This window comes from Vibrio sp. Hep-1b-8, from assembly GCF_006124995.1.
In the GTDB taxonomy this organism is placed as follows: domain Bacteria; phylum Pseudomonadota; class Gammaproteobacteria; order Enterobacterales; family Vibrionaceae; genus Vibrio.
Genome location: NZ_QEWN01000002.1, coordinates 73,752 through 90,083 on the forward strand (window position 1 = coordinate 73,752; position 16,332 = coordinate 90,083).

The 16,332-nt window shown below is 45.6% G+C and carries 13 protein-coding genes; 8 read left to right on the forward strand and 5 right to left on the reverse strand.

The features are described from left to right. Entirely contained in the window at window positions 1–993 is a 993-nt protein-coding gene (locus DA100_RS01090) for a cytochrome d ubiquinol oxidase subunit II (RefSeq protein ID WP_138970461.1), read from the forward strand. Between the two features lie 43 nt (window positions 994–1,036). Here the strand turns inward: DA100_RS01090 and DA100_RS01095 are convergent, their stop codons facing one another. The 3 genes from DA100_RS01095 to rdgC all read right to left on the reverse strand — a co-directional run bounded on the left by DA100_RS01095 (window position 1,037) and on the right by rdgC (window position 3,761). Continuing rightward, window positions 1,037–1,291: a YfhL family 4Fe-4S dicluster ferredoxin gene (locus tag DA100_RS01095; protein ID WP_045953980.1), complete on the reverse strand. Its 255-nt coding sequence runs from the start codon at window positions 1,289–1,291 to the stop codon at window positions 1,037–1,039. Window positions 1,292–1,293: 2 nt separating this feature from the next. Continuing rightward, window positions 1,294–2,691, reverse strand: a complete 1,398-nt coding sequence (gene yegQ, locus DA100_RS01100) for a tRNA 5-hydroxyuridine modification protein YegQ (RefSeq protein ID WP_138970462.1) — start codon at window positions 2,689–2,691, stop codon at window positions 1,294–1,296. A gap of 155 nt (window positions 2,692–2,846) precedes the next feature. Then, window positions 2,847–3,761 carry a recombination-associated protein RdgC gene (rdgC, locus tag DA100_RS01105; protein ID WP_138970463.1) on the reverse strand — a complete coding sequence of 305 codons (915 nt, stop codon included), beginning with the start codon at window positions 3,759–3,761 and terminating at the stop codon, window positions 2,847–2,849. A gap of 217 nt (window positions 3,762–3,978) precedes the next feature. On the opposite strand from rdgC, the gene phoB reads away from it, so the two are divergent. The 3 genes from phoB to DA100_RS01120 are packed head-to-tail and all read left to right on the forward strand — an operon-like array spanning window position 3,979 to window position 6,950. Next, complete coding sequence (phoB, locus tag DA100_RS01110; protein ID WP_138970464.1) at window positions 3,979–4,668, forward strand: phosphate regulon transcriptional regulator PhoB; 690 nt, start codon at window positions 3,979–3,981, stop codon at window positions 4,666–4,668. A gap of 24 nt (window positions 4,669–4,692) precedes the next feature. Beyond that, complete coding sequence (phoR, locus tag DA100_RS01115; protein ID WP_138970465.1) at window positions 4,693–5,994, forward strand: phosphate regulon sensor histidine kinase PhoR; 1,302 nt, start codon at window positions 4,693–4,695, stop codon at window positions 5,992–5,994. Beyond that, window positions 5,991–6,950: a phosphate ABC transporter substrate-binding protein gene (locus tag DA100_RS01120; protein WP_138970466.1), complete on the forward strand. Its 960-nt coding sequence runs from the start codon at window positions 5,991–5,993 to the stop codon at window positions 6,948–6,950. The genes phoR and DA100_RS01120 overlap by 4 nt, the downstream gene beginning before the upstream one ends. On the opposite strand, the gene ppx is transcribed toward DA100_RS01120, so the two are convergent. After that, window positions 6,939–8,438 (reverse strand): exopolyphosphatase, encoded by a 1,500-nt coding sequence (ppx, locus tag DA100_RS01125; RefSeq protein ID WP_138970467.1) that lies wholly within the window; start codon window positions 8,436–8,438, stop codon window positions 6,939–6,941. The two genes, DA100_RS01120 and ppx, sit on opposite strands and share 12 nt — an antisense overlap. A gap of 94 nt (window positions 8,439–8,532) precedes the next feature. Beyond that, entirely contained in the window at window positions 8,533–10,638 is a 2,106-nt protein-coding gene (ppk1, locus tag DA100_RS01130) for a polyphosphate kinase 1 (protein ID WP_138970468.1), read from the reverse strand. 186 nt (window positions 10,639–10,824) lie between these two features. Between ppk1 and DA100_RS01135 the strand changes: the two genes are divergently transcribed. Genes DA100_RS01135 through phoU form a run of 4 tightly spaced genes read left to right on the forward strand, consistent with a single transcriptional unit; the run spans window position 10,825 to window position 16,221 of the window. Further along, window positions 10,825–13,008, forward strand: coding sequence for an ABC transporter permease subunit (locus tag DA100_RS01135; RefSeq protein WP_138970469.1), 2,184 nt, complete (start codon window positions 10,825–10,827; stop codon window positions 13,006–13,008). 26 nt (window positions 13,009–13,034) lie between these two features. Beyond that, window positions 13,035–14,681, forward strand: a complete 1,647-nt coding sequence (gene pstA, locus DA100_RS01140; protein ID WP_138970470.1) for a phosphate ABC transporter permease PstA — start codon at window positions 13,035–13,037, stop codon at window positions 14,679–14,681. 2 nt (window positions 14,682–14,683) lie between these two features. After that, complete coding sequence (gene pstB / locus DA100_RS01145; RefSeq protein WP_138970471.1) at window positions 14,684–15,502, forward strand: phosphate ABC transporter ATP-binding protein PstB; 819 nt, start codon at window positions 14,684–14,686, stop codon at window positions 15,500–15,502. 20 nt (window positions 15,503–15,522) lie between these two features. Beyond that, window positions 15,523–16,221, forward strand: a complete 699-nt coding sequence (gene phoU, locus DA100_RS01150; protein WP_138970472.1) for a phosphate signaling complex protein PhoU — start codon at window positions 15,523–15,525, stop codon at window positions 16,219–16,221. The last annotated feature ends 111 nt before the right edge of the window (window positions 16,222–16,332 follow it).

The window sequence follows — 16,332 nt, forward strand, 5'->3', positions numbered from 1 at the left end:
ATGCTCGACTATTTACCGGAAATTTATCTTTTGTTGCTGGGTTTTTCAGTCTTTATGTATGCTGTATTAGATGGCTACGATTTAGGCGTTGGTATTCTTCTGCCGAGCGATAATGAAGCTCAACGCGATCGTATGATTGCATCAATAGGGCCATTTTGGGATGCCAATGAAACATGGTTGGTGCTAGCGGTCGGTATTTTGTTGATCGCGTTCCCTGCCGCTCACAGTTTGATTCTTACCGAGCTCTATTTGCCAACAGCGATCATGTTGATTGCTCTTATCATGCGTGGCGTTTCGTTTGACTTTAGAGCCAAAGCCAATGCTGACCACAAAAGTCGTTGGGATTGGTGTTTTAGGATTGGCTCATTGGTGACTTCGCTGACTCAAGGTTATATGGTCGGTCGTTACATTATGGGCTTTGAGCAAAGCACAGAAGCGTTGGGTTTTGCATGGTTAAGCGCATTATGTGTAACCGCAGCCTACGTGTACATTGGTGGAGCTTGGTTGGTACTTAAAACGGAAGGGGAGTTACAGATCCGATCGGCTCGTTGGTCGAGACGTGCGGGTTGGCTTGCTGCTCTAGGGATTTTAGTGGTGAGTGTTGTCAATCCAGTGGTGAGTGAACAAGTCGCTTTGCGATGGTTTAGCTTCCCTGAGGTGCTGCTGCTTGCTCCGATTCCACTTGTGGTATTAGCGACCATCTTTCTTGTCGACCGTTATTTGCGTCAAGTACCTATGGTAAATGACCTTGGTGTTCGCTGGCCCTTCTTTGGTGTTACGCTGATTTTCGCCCTTAGTTTCCTTGGTTTGGCGTACAGCTTTTTCCCTGAAGTGGTTCCAGGTGTCATGACCGCGAAGGAGGCGGCTTCGTCGCCCGCTACTTTGATGATTGTCGGGTATGGTGTGATGATCGTTATACCGATGATTTTACTCTACACCTTTGCGGTCTATCGGATCTTTAAAGGTAAAGCGACAGAGCTGAGCTATAAATAATCGACCAGAAATGAAAACGCCGCTCAGTGAGCGGCGTTTCTAATTAAGCTAAACCTTGAATAATCACGAATTTCTCTAGTAACTCTTCTTCGGTTTCAACGTGATTAGGGTCAGTAATGATACACTTTGTTATCGGGCATACTGACTGACACGTAGGCTTTTCGTAGTGGCCTTTACATTCAGTACATAAATCAGGATCGATTTCAAAGATAGAGTCACCCATAGAAATAGCACCATTTGGGCACTCAGGGTCACACATATCGCAGTTAATGCACTTGTCAGTAATGAGCAATGCCATGATTACTTACCCGTTGGGTTACGGGTATCCTGACCTGCATTTAGGTTACGCATTAACAGGCCGTATTCCAGATCCATATCTTGTGGTACTGGAATGAATACGAAATGGCCATTTCCTTTTGCGTCTTCGATTTGCTCTGATTTACGGTTTTCCATCGCTTCAAGCGTGAAGATAACGTTACCTTTTGGTGTCATTAGCTCTAAGCTGTCACCAACAACGAATTTGTTCTTCACTTCTACTTCTGCAAGGTCACCACGACGTTTACCTGTGAACTCTCCCACGAACTGCTGAGCGTCAGATACCGAGTAACCGTAGTCATAGTTTTGGTATGCATCATGAGTGTGACGACGTAGGAAACCTTCCGTGTAACCACGGTGTGCCAAGCTCTCTAGTGTACCCATTAGGCTCTCATCAAATGGTTTGCCAGCAACAGCGTCATCGATCGCTTTGCGGTAAACCTGAGCAGTACGTGCACAGTAGTAGAAAGACTTAGTACGACCTTCGATTTTAAGTGAGTGAACACCCATCTTCGTCAGACGCTCTACGTGTTGAACCGCACGTAGGTCTTTAGAGTTCATGATGTAAGTGCCGTGCTCATCTTCATACGCGGCCATCTTCTCTTCTGGACGGTGCGCTTCAGACAGTAACACAACTTCATCGGTTGGTTTTCCACGACCAATGGTCGTTTCTGGACGCTCGTCTTGGACTTCAACCGCTTGTGCTTGAGCAGGGTCGAACTTCTCAACGATATCGCCAGTGTCGTTCTCTTTGCCTTGCTCAACCTTGTATTCCCAACGACATGCGTTCGTACATGTACCTTGGTTAGGATCACGTTTGTTGATGTAGCCAGACAGTAGGCAGCGGCCAGAGTAAGCCATACATAGTGCACCGTGAACGAAAACTTCTAGTTCCGTTTCAGGACAGTGTTCGCGGATCTCTTCGATCTCTTCTAGAGAAAGCTCACGAGAAACAATCACACGCTCAACGCCGTTTGCCGCCCAGAACTTAACGGTTGCCCAGTTTACTGCGTTCGCCTGTACAGACAGGTGAATTGGCATTTCAGGGAAGGCTTCACGAACCATCATGATTAGACCTGGGTCAGACATGATTAGTGCGTCAGGGCCCATCTCTACAACCGGCTTAAGGTCGCGGATGAAAGTTTTTAGCTTAGAGTTGTGCGGTTGGATGTTGCATACCACGTAAAGCTTTTTGCCTTGGGCATGTGCTTCGTCGATACCAATTTGTAGGTTCTCGTGGTTGAACTCGTTGTTACGTACGCGAAGGCTGTAACGAGGCTGGCCTGCGTATACCGCGTCTGCGCCGTAGGCAAATGCGTAACGCATGTTTTTAAGGCTACCTGCAGGTGACAGTAGCTCTGGTACGAATGCTTTCTCAGTCATGTGTAATTCTCTTAATCTGATCTCAAGTCAGGCCGATTCCACCACATGGGATCGGGGGCGCAAATTTTACGTCAAAACGTGACTTGTGACTAGGAAAAGCTTTCAGAAAGGCAATTAAAAAACGCCCTGTGAGTCGGGCGTTTATAGAAAGTACGTTATGCGTTAGGGTGAGGTAAGCCACCTAAGCATTCATAGAGGTTGGGTAGGAAAGCGCTTAGCTCGCCGCACATCAGTGAAAAATCGGCATCGAAACGTGCCGCTTGATCTTCACGAGGAATATCGTCGTTTTGGTCTTTTAGCTCATCTGAGAACTTGAGGCGTTTGATGCTGCCATCTTCCGCTAAAATGAATTCAAGGCGCTCTTGCCACCATAAAGCCAGTTTGGTTACTACCTTACCAGCATCGATATGGCTGCGAATTTCATCCGCGGTCAGTTCTTGCTTCTTACAGCGAATGACACCGCCTTCTTCAAGCACAGATTTTAGCTCGGCCTCATCCAGCATCTGAATGCCAGCTGGAGTGTTACCTGTTTTTACCCACTCTGTTAACGTCGTTTCTACTGCGGTCTCAGGAATGGCTGGGACGACAGGTAAGCTGCCCATCGTTTTACGCAATAGAGCAAGGACATCTTCTGCTTTTTTGTAGCTACTAGCATCAACAAGAATAAAACCTTCATTAGGCAAAATAACGACATTGGTATAGTTGCTGCGACTGAAAGCGCGCGGTAGCAAATCTATGACGATGTCTTCCTTGAGGTTATCCTTTTCTTTCTTCTTGAGAGGGCGGCCTTCCTGAGCTTCCATTGCTTCAATTTTGGCATTCAGTGAATCTTTAATCACGGAAGCTGGCAGCATTTTCTCTTCTTTCTTTGCGCAGATAAGAATACGGTTTTCAGAGACATGCGTCATCATATCGCCATGTTTACCCATCGCAGTAACCCAACCAAATTTGGTTTTGTCCTGACTGCCACATGGAGTAAAGCGAAACTCTTGAAGTTGTTTCTCTAGTTGGTCAGCGTTGAATTCGATTTCACGATTAAATCGGTAAACTAGACAGTTCTTAAACCACATACTTTTTCTCTATACCTATGTTTGACGGCTCATCATAAAGACTTTTGCTTTGTTTGTCTTACAGCAAACACGCAATAGTGGAATGAAAGTTATATGAAAATTAGTTTTCAAAGGTCACAAAAGTGTCATAATTGCTAGTAATAATGCCTATGCATCAGAAGGCGGTTTCACTGCCTTACTTATTGAGAAAGCTCAACTAATATAAGGTTATACAGTTATGTCTAGAAGGATTCTAGTTGTCGAAGATGAAGCACCGATCCGTGAAATGCTCTGCTTTGTCCTTGAACAGAAAGGTTACCAAACAGTCGAAGCGCAAGATTACGAAACTGCGGTAACTAAACTAGCAGAACCCTTCCCAGATCTCGTCCTGCTTGACTGGATGCTTCCAGGCGGCAGCGGCATCAACTTCATCAAGCATATGAAGCGTGAAGAGTTAACGCGTAATATTCCTGTGGTGATGCTGACAGCGCGCGGTGAAGAAGAAGATAAGGTGCGTGGTCTAGAAGTTGGAGCCGATGATTACATCACTAAGCCATTCTCACCTAAAGAGTTGGTTGCCAGACTGAAAGCGGTAATTCGACGTGTTACGCCGACGGCGCTTGAAGATGTTATTGATGTCCAAGGTCTGAAATTGGATCCCGTATCCCACCGTGTTATGGCTAACGATCAAGCGCTTGATATGGGGCCTACCGAGTTTAAGATGCTGCACTTCTTTATGACCCATCAAGAGCGAGTTTACAGCCGTGAACAGCTACTTAATAACGTATGGGGTACCAATGTCTACGTTGAAGACCGTACCGTTGATGTTCATATCCGTAGACTGCGTAAAGCTTTGGAAAGTGCAGGGCATGACAAGTTGATTCAGACAGTACGTGGCGCTGGCTATCGATTCTCGACTAAGGCGTAAAATACAATACCGGTGGAGATGTAGGTGGTAGAACGGTTAACGTGGAAAAAATTAGCTTGGCAGTTGGTTTTCCTTTACACCCCTTGGGTGATTGTCGGCTGGATTTTCGGTTATATGCCGTGGTTGCTTTTTGCAGCCACGGTTTTGCAGCTTGTATGGCATTTAAACAATCAAATGCGTTTATCGGCATGGTTGTGGGATGAAAAACGTCTGACACCGCCCTCCGGTACAGGCAACTGGGAATCTTTGTTTAACGGCATCTATCGCTTACAACAGCGGCAGCGTAAAAAGCGTAAAGAGCTGACCAAATTAATCCGTCGTTTCCGTAATGGTGCTGAATCATTACCTGATGCGGTAGTTGTTTTTCGTAGTGAAGGCAACATTGTATGGTGCAACAAGCTTGCACAACATTTACTTGGTTTTCGTTGGCCTGATGATTCAGGACAACCCATTTCTAACTTAGTCCGAACACCAGACTTCATTCATTATCTTAACAAGCAAGATTATTCTGAACCATTAGAGATGCGCTCACCGCTTAATGTGGATCGTATGATCGAACTACGTATCGTGCCATATATGGAAGGGGAGCATCTGATGGTGGTGCGTGACATTACTCAGTTGCAGCAGTTAGAAGGTATGCGTCGCAACTTTTTTGCTAATGTTTCCCATGAGTTGCGTACCCCGATGACAGTGCTACAGGGCTATCTGGAAATGACAGAAGATCCGGATATTGTTGCCGGTCCTATGTGGAGCAAAGCCCATGGAGTTATGACTGAGCAGTTGAATCGGATGAATACTCTTGTTAATCAGTTACTGACTCTGTCAAAAATTGAAGCCTCTTCGACACTTGAACTTGAAGATGTGGTCAACGTTCCGGCGATGCTGGAAGTTCTAGAAAAAGAGGCCGCTAGTTTAAGCGGTGACCTCGGGCATAAGCTCTCTTTTGACGTTGATAGTGAATTACATGTGCTTGGTGACGATGATCAGCTACGTAGTGCCATCTCTAACTTGGTCTACAATGCCGTCAAGTATACCCCCGCGGGCGCGGATATTCATGTTCGTTGGTACAAGACATCTCAAGGAGCTCACCTTGAAGTTGAAGACAGTGGAGATGGTATCGAACCTCAACATTTACACCGATTGACTGAACGTTTCTATCGAGTAGATAAGGCGCGGTCACGTGATACTGGCGGTAGTGGTCTTGGCCTTGCGATTGTGAAGCATGCCTTGAGCCACCATGATTCGCATTTGGAAATCAGCAGTGAGGTTGGGGTTGGCAGTAAGTTTTCTTTCACTCTGCCATCGCGTTTAGTGGTTAAACGATGAGAAGCTTACTTGTCGTTGCATGGCTTTCATTGCTCAGTTCAGTACCTAGCTGGGCTGGGAGTACGGCTTTACCTAATTACAATAAGGTGGCTGGAATTACCGGTGAACTGACGACGGTTGGCTCTGACACTTTGGCCGGAATGACCACGTCATGGGTTGAAGAATTTAAATCGCTCTACCCCAGTGTCAATGGTCAGGTGCAGGCATCCGGCTCTTCAACTGCCCCTCCAGCATTGACAGAGCGCATTGCTCAGTTTGGCCCCATGAGTCGACCGATGTTAAAGCGGGAAATCGAGGCCTTCGAACGTGAAAATGGTTATAAGCCAACAGAACTGAGAGTCGCGATCGATGCCATCGGCATCTTTGTTCATCGTGACAACCCAATCAAAGGGCTGAACTTTTATCAGCTCGATAGTATTTTTTCTGCCACGCTGCGCTGTGGGGCGACTGAGTCGGTCTCAACTTGGGCTGACTTAGGACTGGATTACCAGTGGAGTAAGCGAGGGATGCAGATGTTTGGACGTAACTCTGTATCAGGGACTTATGGATATTTCAAAAAGAATGCTTTGTGTGGTGGCGATTTTAAAAATAGCGTCAACGAGCAACCCGGTTCGGCATCGGTAGTACAGTCTGTCGGCTCGGCAATCAATACCATTGGTTACTCGGGAGTGGGTTACAAAGTCTCGCGTGTGAAACTATTACCGATCGCTAAGTCGGGTGACAACTACATAGAGGCGAGCCAAGAAAACATTCTTTCTGGTAAGTACCCACTTTCGCGCTACCTCTATGTATATGTAAACAAGCACCCTTTCAAACCGTTGAGCCCCATTGAACGAGAATTTGTTCGTTTCATGTTCTCCAGTCAGGGGCAAGCTTTAGTTGAAAAAGAAGGCTATGTGCCTATTTCACCATTGATAGCCAAAAAAGAGCTTGCTAAAGTAGGTTTAGAAAACTAGTTCCCATCCTGCACTCGTCCAATAATCTTGTTCGGTCAGTAAATCCGCGTGTAGCAGTTTATTCTCTTCAAGCCATTGATCATTAGTGGAAGAAATTTTCCATTGCTCTCCATCAATCGTGATCGAAAGGTTCGGCAGGGGATCGTCGTTTCGTTGACCATTGAGCAAAATGGCGAGACGGAGGATACGAATCAGACCTACAATGTGCTTTTTCTTAAATAGAGTGAATTCTTCCATCTCATTTAGCTTGAGCGATTTACGCTGGAAACGTACCAGAGTGGCGAGAACACGCTGCTGTTCTTGGTTGAAACCAGGCATGTAAGTGTTGCGTAGAATGTATGCTGAGTGACGATGAAAAGCTTGCAGGCTGATGCTTAATCCCACTTCATGCAGTAGTGCGCTCCATTGGAGTAGGTCAAACAACTCGCTGCTTTTCTTTATGCCGAGCTGTTTGTGTACTTGCTGGAGAAATTCACTCGCGTGGCCTTTAATTTTAGCCGCGTGTTCGAGATCAACCAGATGTTTACTGGCGAGATTTTCCGTCGTGCGCATGCGAATATCTGAGCGTTTAAAACTATCTTCCATCTCAAAGAGCAAACCTTCACGTAGTGCACCCTCTGAGAAGTGCATTTCATTGATCTTCAGACTTTGGAAGACAGCGCTAAGTATTGCCACACCTGCGGCGAAAACGGGTTTTCTTTCAGGTGTTAACCCTGATAGTTCGATCTCATCAATGGTTTCCCACTGGCACAATGTTTCAGTCAGTTTTGATAGACGCTTGCTGGTAATGATGCCATCTTCATGACCAAGACCAATCAGAACCTCTTTGATCGCTTTGATGGTTCCTGAAGATCCGAACGCGACTTCCCAGCCTGTGCGGCGGTAACGATGAGCGATAGATTCAAGCTTTTGCTCAGCCAACAGCGTCGCTTTGGTGAAATTGCTACTGGATAACTTATCATCTGTGAAAAAACGTTTGGTATAGCTGACGCAGCCCATTTGTTTACTGTTGATCAGTTCGGGTTCAAACCCCTTACCAATAACCAACTCTGTACTGCCACCACCAATATCAACCACGAGTTTGGAGTCTGATTCTGGTTGAGTGTGAGCCACCCCCAGATAAATCAAACGCGCTTCTTCAACACCAGGAATGATCTCAATTGGGAAGGGCAGAACATCTCGAGCTCGTTGAAGAAAAATATGTGCGTTGTTGGCTTGGCGCAGAGTATGAGTGGCGGCAATCCGAACGTTATCAGGATCAAAGCCTTGGATACGTTCAGCGAACATTGCGAGGCATTCTAATCCGCGTTGCATTGAGGCGTTATCTAAGTTTTTAAGTGCGTCTAACCCAGCTGCAAGTCTAACTCTTTGCTTGTGGCGGCTGACTAATTGCAAATCCTGTTCAACTACTCTTGCCACGACCATATGAAAGCTGTTTGAGCCTAAGTCAATGGCAGCAACATCTCGTATTTCCGGATTCTGAGTCATTCTATTCCAACCTAAATAAGTCGCGTACACACTTGGCGCTTACCCCCTTCACTGCGTGTATAGAGTGATGGGGCCCTTACCAACATCAGCAAAGCTACTGCTCAAGTTGGGTATGTAACTGTGCTTTGCGTTTCTGATTCCTAGTTTGTCTTTCTACCTGTTTAAGATAGTCGTAAATGGCAATCTGCGAGCGTACTTTCTTGCGGTTTCCACGCGGCACATAGTGATTGCTCATCTCTTTATCGATCCATCTCGCTTTTACTGTATCGGTAAAATGGATGTTAATGATATCAATAATACGCTGTTTAAGTCGTTGGTCACGGACTGGCGCTGTGACCTCTATACGATAATCAATATTTCGCGTCATCCAGTCAGCGGATGAGATGTAGACCTGAGGATCACCAGCGTTATGGGTGATCAGCACTCGAGGGTGCTCAAGGAATCGATCAACGATACTGATGATTCTGATATTGTCGCTGGCTCCCTCGACACCAGGAACAAGTGAACACATTCCGCGGATGATCATTTTAATTTCAACGCCTGCTGAACTGGCTTCGTAGAGTCTATTGACTAAGTCTTTGTCTACCAGATTGTTGACTTTGAGCGTAATCGCAGCCTTTTTGCCCTCTTGAGCGTTGCTTATCTCGGTATCGATGAGGCGATAGAGTTGTTTACGGGAGTTCCTTGGCGAGACGATGAGGTGATTAAACCTAATAGGTCGGTACGGGTTCTCAATGTAGCCAAAGACTTTACTCACTTCGTTGGTGAGTTCTGGATCGGCGGTTAATAGCGAAAAATCGGTGTAGATTCGAGCGGTTTTCTCGTGAAAGTTACCCGTACCAATATGCGCATAACGCACAATGTCGTCCTCTTCTCGACGACTTATCAGTAGCAGCTTGGAGTGAATTTTCAGGCCTGGAACACCAAAGAGTACTTCTACGCCAGCATCCGTCAAAACGCGTGACCATTCGATATTCGCTTCTTCATCAAAACGCGCTTGAAGCTCGACGACTACCGTAACGCTTTTTCCATTGTGTACGGCATCGATAAGCGAGTTCATTAAACGCGAGTCTTTGGCGACGCGATAAATATTGATCTTTATACTTAGCACTTTCGGGTCGAACGATGCTTGACGTACCAATTCACTGATATGTTCAAAGGTATGGTAAGGGTAGTGGAGCAAAATATCTTGCGCCTTGATGGCGTCAAATTTGTTGGCGTACCCTTCAAAGTCCGCACACTCCATTGGCGGTAACGGCTTGTTTTCTAAGTAGTCTCGGCCGACGTTAGGAAAAGCAATGAAGTCTTTAAAGTTGTGATAACGACCACCGGGAATCAAACTGTCGTAGTTTGATATTTTGAGCTTTTCGCATAAGAAATCGAGCATTTCCTTAGGCATTTCTCTTTCGTAAACGAAGCGCACAGGCATCGCGGTTAAACGTTGGCTTACGCCTTCTGACATCTGTTCAAGTAGGCTGTATTCAACCTCATGACTCAAGTCGTACTCTGCATCGCGAGTCATTTTCATCGCGTAGCCATTGAGGCTCTGATATTCAAAAAATCCGCTAAAAAGCTCATCTAGACAATATCGGATGATGTTATCGAGCAAGATGATCGTTTTACGCCGTTTTCCTTTCTGCTCAGGCACCATCACAAAACGAGGCAGGTGATCGGTTGGGATTTCGATCAGTGCGTATTGGTTGAGCTCCTGTTGTGCGAGTTCAACGGCGATATAGGCATATTCATCTTTGAGAAACTGCAAAACGTCAATATCATCACGAAGCATCAAGGGCGTGATGTGGGGCAGAACCTGATGACGAAAATATTTTCGTACCCAGACTTGCTGCGCTTCACTGAGTTGAGTTTCGTTAACAAGAAATATGCGTCTTCGAGCCATATCACGAATCAAGTCCGCGTAGAGCTCATCAAAGCGCTCATTAAGGCGCAGCGCTTTGGTTTGCATTTTGGTCAATAGATGTTTGGAGTTGTCATTTCCGCCACGTTCTTGGTTGATCAAAATTCGGCGTTTGACATCGGCAAATCGTACTTTATAGAATTCATCTAAGTTATTGGAAAATATACCAAGAAATCGAATTCGTTCGACCAGGGGCACATGTTTGTCGGCCGCCTCTTGCAAGACCCGTTCGTTAAAAGAAAGCCAACTTAATTCCTTTTCAATATACAGCTTCTCTGTGCTCATGAACTTACCCTATTACCTACTTGACGGACTCGAGTGAAGCTCCTCCTCACTCACTTTGGATAGCAACTTAAGGGGTTTATATGACATTTTTATTGCATTGTTTTCAGTTGTTTATTGGGAACTGTAATATAATTGTCACCTTATAGAAATATTATACCCTAGGATAAAAATAGGTATGAGACAGGAATGACACAGGCAGAATTTTCTTTGCGAGAACGTGATCGAAAGCGATTGATAAAAGATCGATTGGTTCGTTTCACTGTATCTGCTGGTGGCGTTGGTGTTCTTGCCGCACTGGTGCTGATTTTTGTCTATCTTGCTATGATGGTTTTGCCACTGTTTAGTGACGCAAAATTCACACCTAATGTACGGTCGATAAAGATACAAGCAACGCAAGCTCTTGCGGCGGGTGTCGATGATTATGGTGAAAATGCTTTTGTCTTGTCGTCACAAGGTAAGCTCAATTTCTGGTCGTTAACCGATTCTGAACGGAAACCTGTACTCTCTGAACAACTTGGGCACTCGGGTGATCTGTTTGCTAAAACCATCCCTGTGCTTGGGTGGTTTGCTTATGCTTCCCAGCAAGGGGAAGTGACTCTGTTCAAGCCTAACTTAGATTTTGAGCTGCAAAAAGGTAACCGTAAATTCTCACCAAGCGTGACGGAGTTGTCTCTACCCTTCAATCTTTACCGCGAAGGGAATGATCTTAAAAAGTTTGCCTTCGCCAATAGTGACGACCTTACCTTGGCTGGTTGGTACGATGACCAAACGGTTATGGTCCGATGGCAAGATGGCAGCGAGGTTAAGTCGTTTACGTTTCTATCGCCTATATCCAGCCTTGAACAGTTGATACTAACTCCAGATGGTAAAACTCTTTACCTCCGTTCTGGCTCTGAATTGATTGTGGCGGTTCGTCAGTCACAAAATTTTGCCGTGCGTGAAGTGGTCGACTTGAGTCAGGGAAATCCTCAACATTCAGTGATGAATATTGACTTACTTTCTGGGGCATACTCGTTGCTGGTTACTTACCGCGATGGTTTGGTCTCTCAGTGGTTTGACGTGATTAAAGAGGGTAAGCGTTCACTTACCTTTATTCGCCAGTTCAATCTTGCCTCAGAATTACAATTTCTTTTGCCAGATAGTTATCGCAAAGGGTTTTATAGCTTCTATATAAACGGTACGGTGCAGAGCCACTACACGACCAGCGAAAAGCTGGTGATGTTTGAGCGTGCATATCAAAAAGCCCCGCAAATAGCCGCGATGTCAAACAATGAGACTTACCTCATTGCGCTAACGGACGGTTCATTAGATCTTACGGTAGTGGATAACCCATATCCAGAAATTTCGCTATCGTCACTTTGGCAGCAAGTCTGGTATGAAAGTTATGCGCAACCGGAGTTTGTGTGGCAAACCACGTCGGCGAGTGAAGAGTTTGAAGCGAAATTTAGTCTGGTTCCGATTGTATTTGGGACGTTGAAGGCTGCCGCTTTTGCGATGCTATTTGCTGTGCCGATTGCAGTATTGGGGGCCATCTATACTGCGTATTTCATGACATCTAGAATGCGTAGAATCGTTAAGCCGTCGATCGAATTGATGGAAGCACTGCCGACGGTTATTATCGGTTTCCTTGCCGGCTTGTGGTTTGCTCCTATTGTCGAAAGTCACTTAGCCGCAGTTGTTGCCTTGATGATTTTCTTACCTCTATCGACGGTAGTGATTGGTTTAGTTTGGCATGGTCTTCCTAAAGCGTTGACTGGACGATTCTCTAATGGATGGCATGCCGCAATTCTAATGCCCGCGATTGTTATCCTTACTGTGGTTATTCTGTCTCAAAGTGGTAGCATCGAGGCATTGCTGTTTTCAGGTGATGTTAGAGTTTATCTTGCCGAGCATGGTATCGATTTTGACCAGCGAAATGCACTCGTGGTGGGATTCGCGATGGGGTTTGCGGTTATACCAACGATATTTACCATTGCGGAGGATGCGATTTTCTCTGTACCTAAACATCTATCCGATGGTTCTTTGGCTCTGGGGGCGACATCATGGCAAACGCTGATACACGTTGTGTTATTGACCGCCAGCCCAGGTATTTTTTCTGCCATTATGATGGGGTTAGGGCGTGCGGTAGGTGAAACCATGATTGTGTTAATGGCGACAGGTAACACACCAATCATGGATTGGAATGTTTTAGAAGGGATGCGTACGTTATCAGCAACCATTGCCGTTGAGATGCCGGAGTCTGAAGTCGGCAGTTCGCACTATCGTTTGTTGTTTTTAGCGGCGCTGATATTGTTGGTATTTACCTTTGCGGTGAACTCTTTAGCAGAATATGTTCGTCAACGTTTACGTGAAAAGTATCGCTCACTATAACGATCAAAATTTAGGAAGTGTTCAACGTGATTAAGTGGTTTAAATCAGGCTCTCCATGGATATGGTTAACGGGTGGTGCAGTTAGCGTCAGCCTGCTTTCTGTGTTGGGCCTATTGCTGCTGATTGGTTGGAAAGGACTTTCCTATTTCTGGCCTGCGCCTTTGTATCAGTGGCAGACTCCGCAGGGGAATACTCTAGTTGGGCAAATCTATACGACTGAATATGTGTCAGTTAGTCACTTAACCGAGATGAACGTCGCACTGCCTCAGGAAACTATCGATAAGGGGGTGGTGAAGCGCTTAAATATTAAGGTGGCTAACCGCGATCTCTATGATGCGGATTTTGTTTCGTTGCTTTCTATAGATCTTGACGAACCAGTAACCCCCGCTAAGTGGGCCGTCATCGAGAGAGTTCGCGATGGTGATTTTTATGCGAATCCTATTGGTTATCTATACCCAGATGGAACAATATCAACGGATTTAACCAGTGAGATTCGCGACCGCTTGGATTTTGCCAATGAGTTACGCGAAGAGATTGAACGTCTAATTGAAGGCGATGTTCGAGTGATCAGTGCTCAAGCTGAGCGACTGAGACTAGAAAAGCGCAAACGCACTCTGAATGGAAATCTAGATGATGAGTTTGAAGCGCTTTACCGAACTCAGAGTGGTCGTTATGTTGAAGCTCTAGCAGCAGCAGAAAATAAACTCGATTACTTGCGTGGTCAGCTGGCAAATCAGGGGATGATTGTCGAAGATATGACCGGACAACAAGTGATGATTCCGCTGAACCAAGTCTTAGATATTTGGTATCCGAATCAGATGAGTACTTTGGAAAAGCTAGCTCGTTGGGCTAAGCAGGTATGGAAGTTCTTGTCAGAAGCCCCTCGTGATTCAAACTCGGAAGGCGGGGTTTTTCCTGCAATGTTCGGAACCGTGTTATTGGTACTGATCATGTCTGTTATCGTTATGCCGCTTGGTGTCATTGCAGCGATATATCTTCATGAGTATGCTAAGAACAATGCTTTCACTCGCTTGATTCGAGTCGCGGTGATTAATCTCGCTGGGGTACCATCCATTGTGTATGGTGTTTTTGGCCTTGGTTTCTTTGTTTATAGCTTAGGTGGTTCAATAGACGCACTCTTTTACCAAGAGCGTTTGCCAGCACCGACGTTTGGTACGCCTGGGCTACTATGGTCTGCACTGACCTTGGCCGTGTTAACGCTACCGGTTGTGATTGTTGCAACGGAAGAAGGTTTAACTCGAATTCCGAACTCAGTTCGTCATGGTTCATTGGCGTTAGGCGCAACGCAATTTGAAACCATGTGGCGAATTGTATTGCCGATGGCGAGTCCCGCAATCATCACTGGCCTGATTCTGGCGGTGGCGCGGGCGGCAGGAGAAGTCGCTCCTTTAATGTTAGTCGGGGTAGTGAAACTAGCTTCGAGTCTGCCGGTTGATAATCAGTTCCCATTTTTGCATTTAGAACGTAAATTCATGCACTTAGGTTTTCACATTTATGACGTTGGCTTTCAAACCACTAATATTGAAAGTGCAAGACCGCTGGTTTATGCGACCTCTTTTTTATTAGTGACAGTGATTGTAGGGCTGAATCTCACTGCGATTAGTATTCGTAATAATTTGCGCGAAAAATATCGAACATTAGGACAAGATTAAACATGTTTTCTGTCAATCAAACACTCGGCTACCACGCGCCGTTAGATGTGAACAATTTGAGCGATGAGCAAACGGCGATTGCGATCGAGGATTTAAACTTGTTCTACAAGAGTTCGCAGGCATTGAGTGGCGTCTCGATGCGAATCCCTAAGGGGAAAGTCACTGCATTCATAGGTCCGTCAGGATGTGGGAAATCCACGCTTTTGCGCTGTATAAACCGAATGAATGACTTGGTTGAAGGCTGCCAAGTGCAGGGACAAGTCAGACTTCATGGAAAAAACGTCTATGATCCAGATGTAGACGTTGCAACCTTACGTCGCCGTGTAGGGATGGTTTTCCAAAGACCCAACCCATTTCCTAAATCAATATACGAGAATGTGGTTTACGGTCTGCGTCTGCAAGGTGTTAAAAATAGTCGCTCACTTGATGATGCGGTAGAAAGAGCTCTTAGAGCATCAGCGCTTTGGGATGAAGTGAAAGATCGTTTACATGAGAATGCGTTTGGACTATCTGGTGGTCAGCAGCAGCGACTAGTGATTGCTCGCGCGATTGCGATTGAACCGGAAGTATTGCTACTTGATGAGCCGACATCGGCGCTCGATCCCATCTCTACATTGACGATAGAAGAGTTGATTAACGAGCTGAAAACTCAATATACCGTTGTAATCGTCACACATAACATGCAACAAGCCGCACGAGTGAGTGATCACACCGCATTTATTCATATGGGGAAATTGATTGAGTATTCTGATACGGATTCTATCTTCACTTCACCATTGAAAAAACAGACCGAAGACTACATTACTGGTCGATATGGTTAAGCAGTTTTAACGGAGATTCTATGAATTTTGGACGTCATATTTCAGGTCAGTTTAATGTCGAGTTAGAATCGATCCGAACTCATGTGTTAACCATGGGCGGCTTGGTTGAGCAGCAGCTCTCTTACGCGATGAAGGCTCTGTATAAGGATGACATCGAACTGGCTAAACAAGTGGTTCGAGATGATCACAAAGTGAATGCGATGGAAGTGTCGATTGATGAAGCTTGTACTCGCATCATTGCTAAGCGCCAGCCAACCGCGAAAGATTTGCGTCTTGTTATGGCGATCATCAAAACCATTACTGATCTCGAACGTATCGGTGACGTAGCGGCTAAAATTGCGCATGCAGCAATTAAATCGCCAACGACGAAAGAACGTCAGTTCCATGTCTCACTAGAACCTCTTTGCCGCCACGCAATTAGCATGTTGCACCAAGTGTTGGACGCTTTTGCTCGTATGGATGTTGATGCGGCAGCGGAAGTGTACAAGCTCGATGATAAACTTGATGCGGAATATGAAGCGGTTATTCGTCAACTGATGACCTATATGATGGAAGACCCGAAAAACATTCCTAATATTCTGCAGGTTATGTGGTCAGCTCGTGCGATTGAGCGTGTGGGGGACCGTTGTCAGAATATCTGTGAATACATCATCTACTTTGTTAAAGGCAAAGATGTTCGCCACTTGGGCGAACAAAGCATTGACGACGCATTGCGTTAAAAGTGTAAAACGACCCCGGTAGAAAAAGTGGCTGACCAGTGCGTCCCCAACAGTGTTTTGCTCTCTCAAACGCAGAAACAATGCACCAGAGAAAACGTATCGACCTAATTA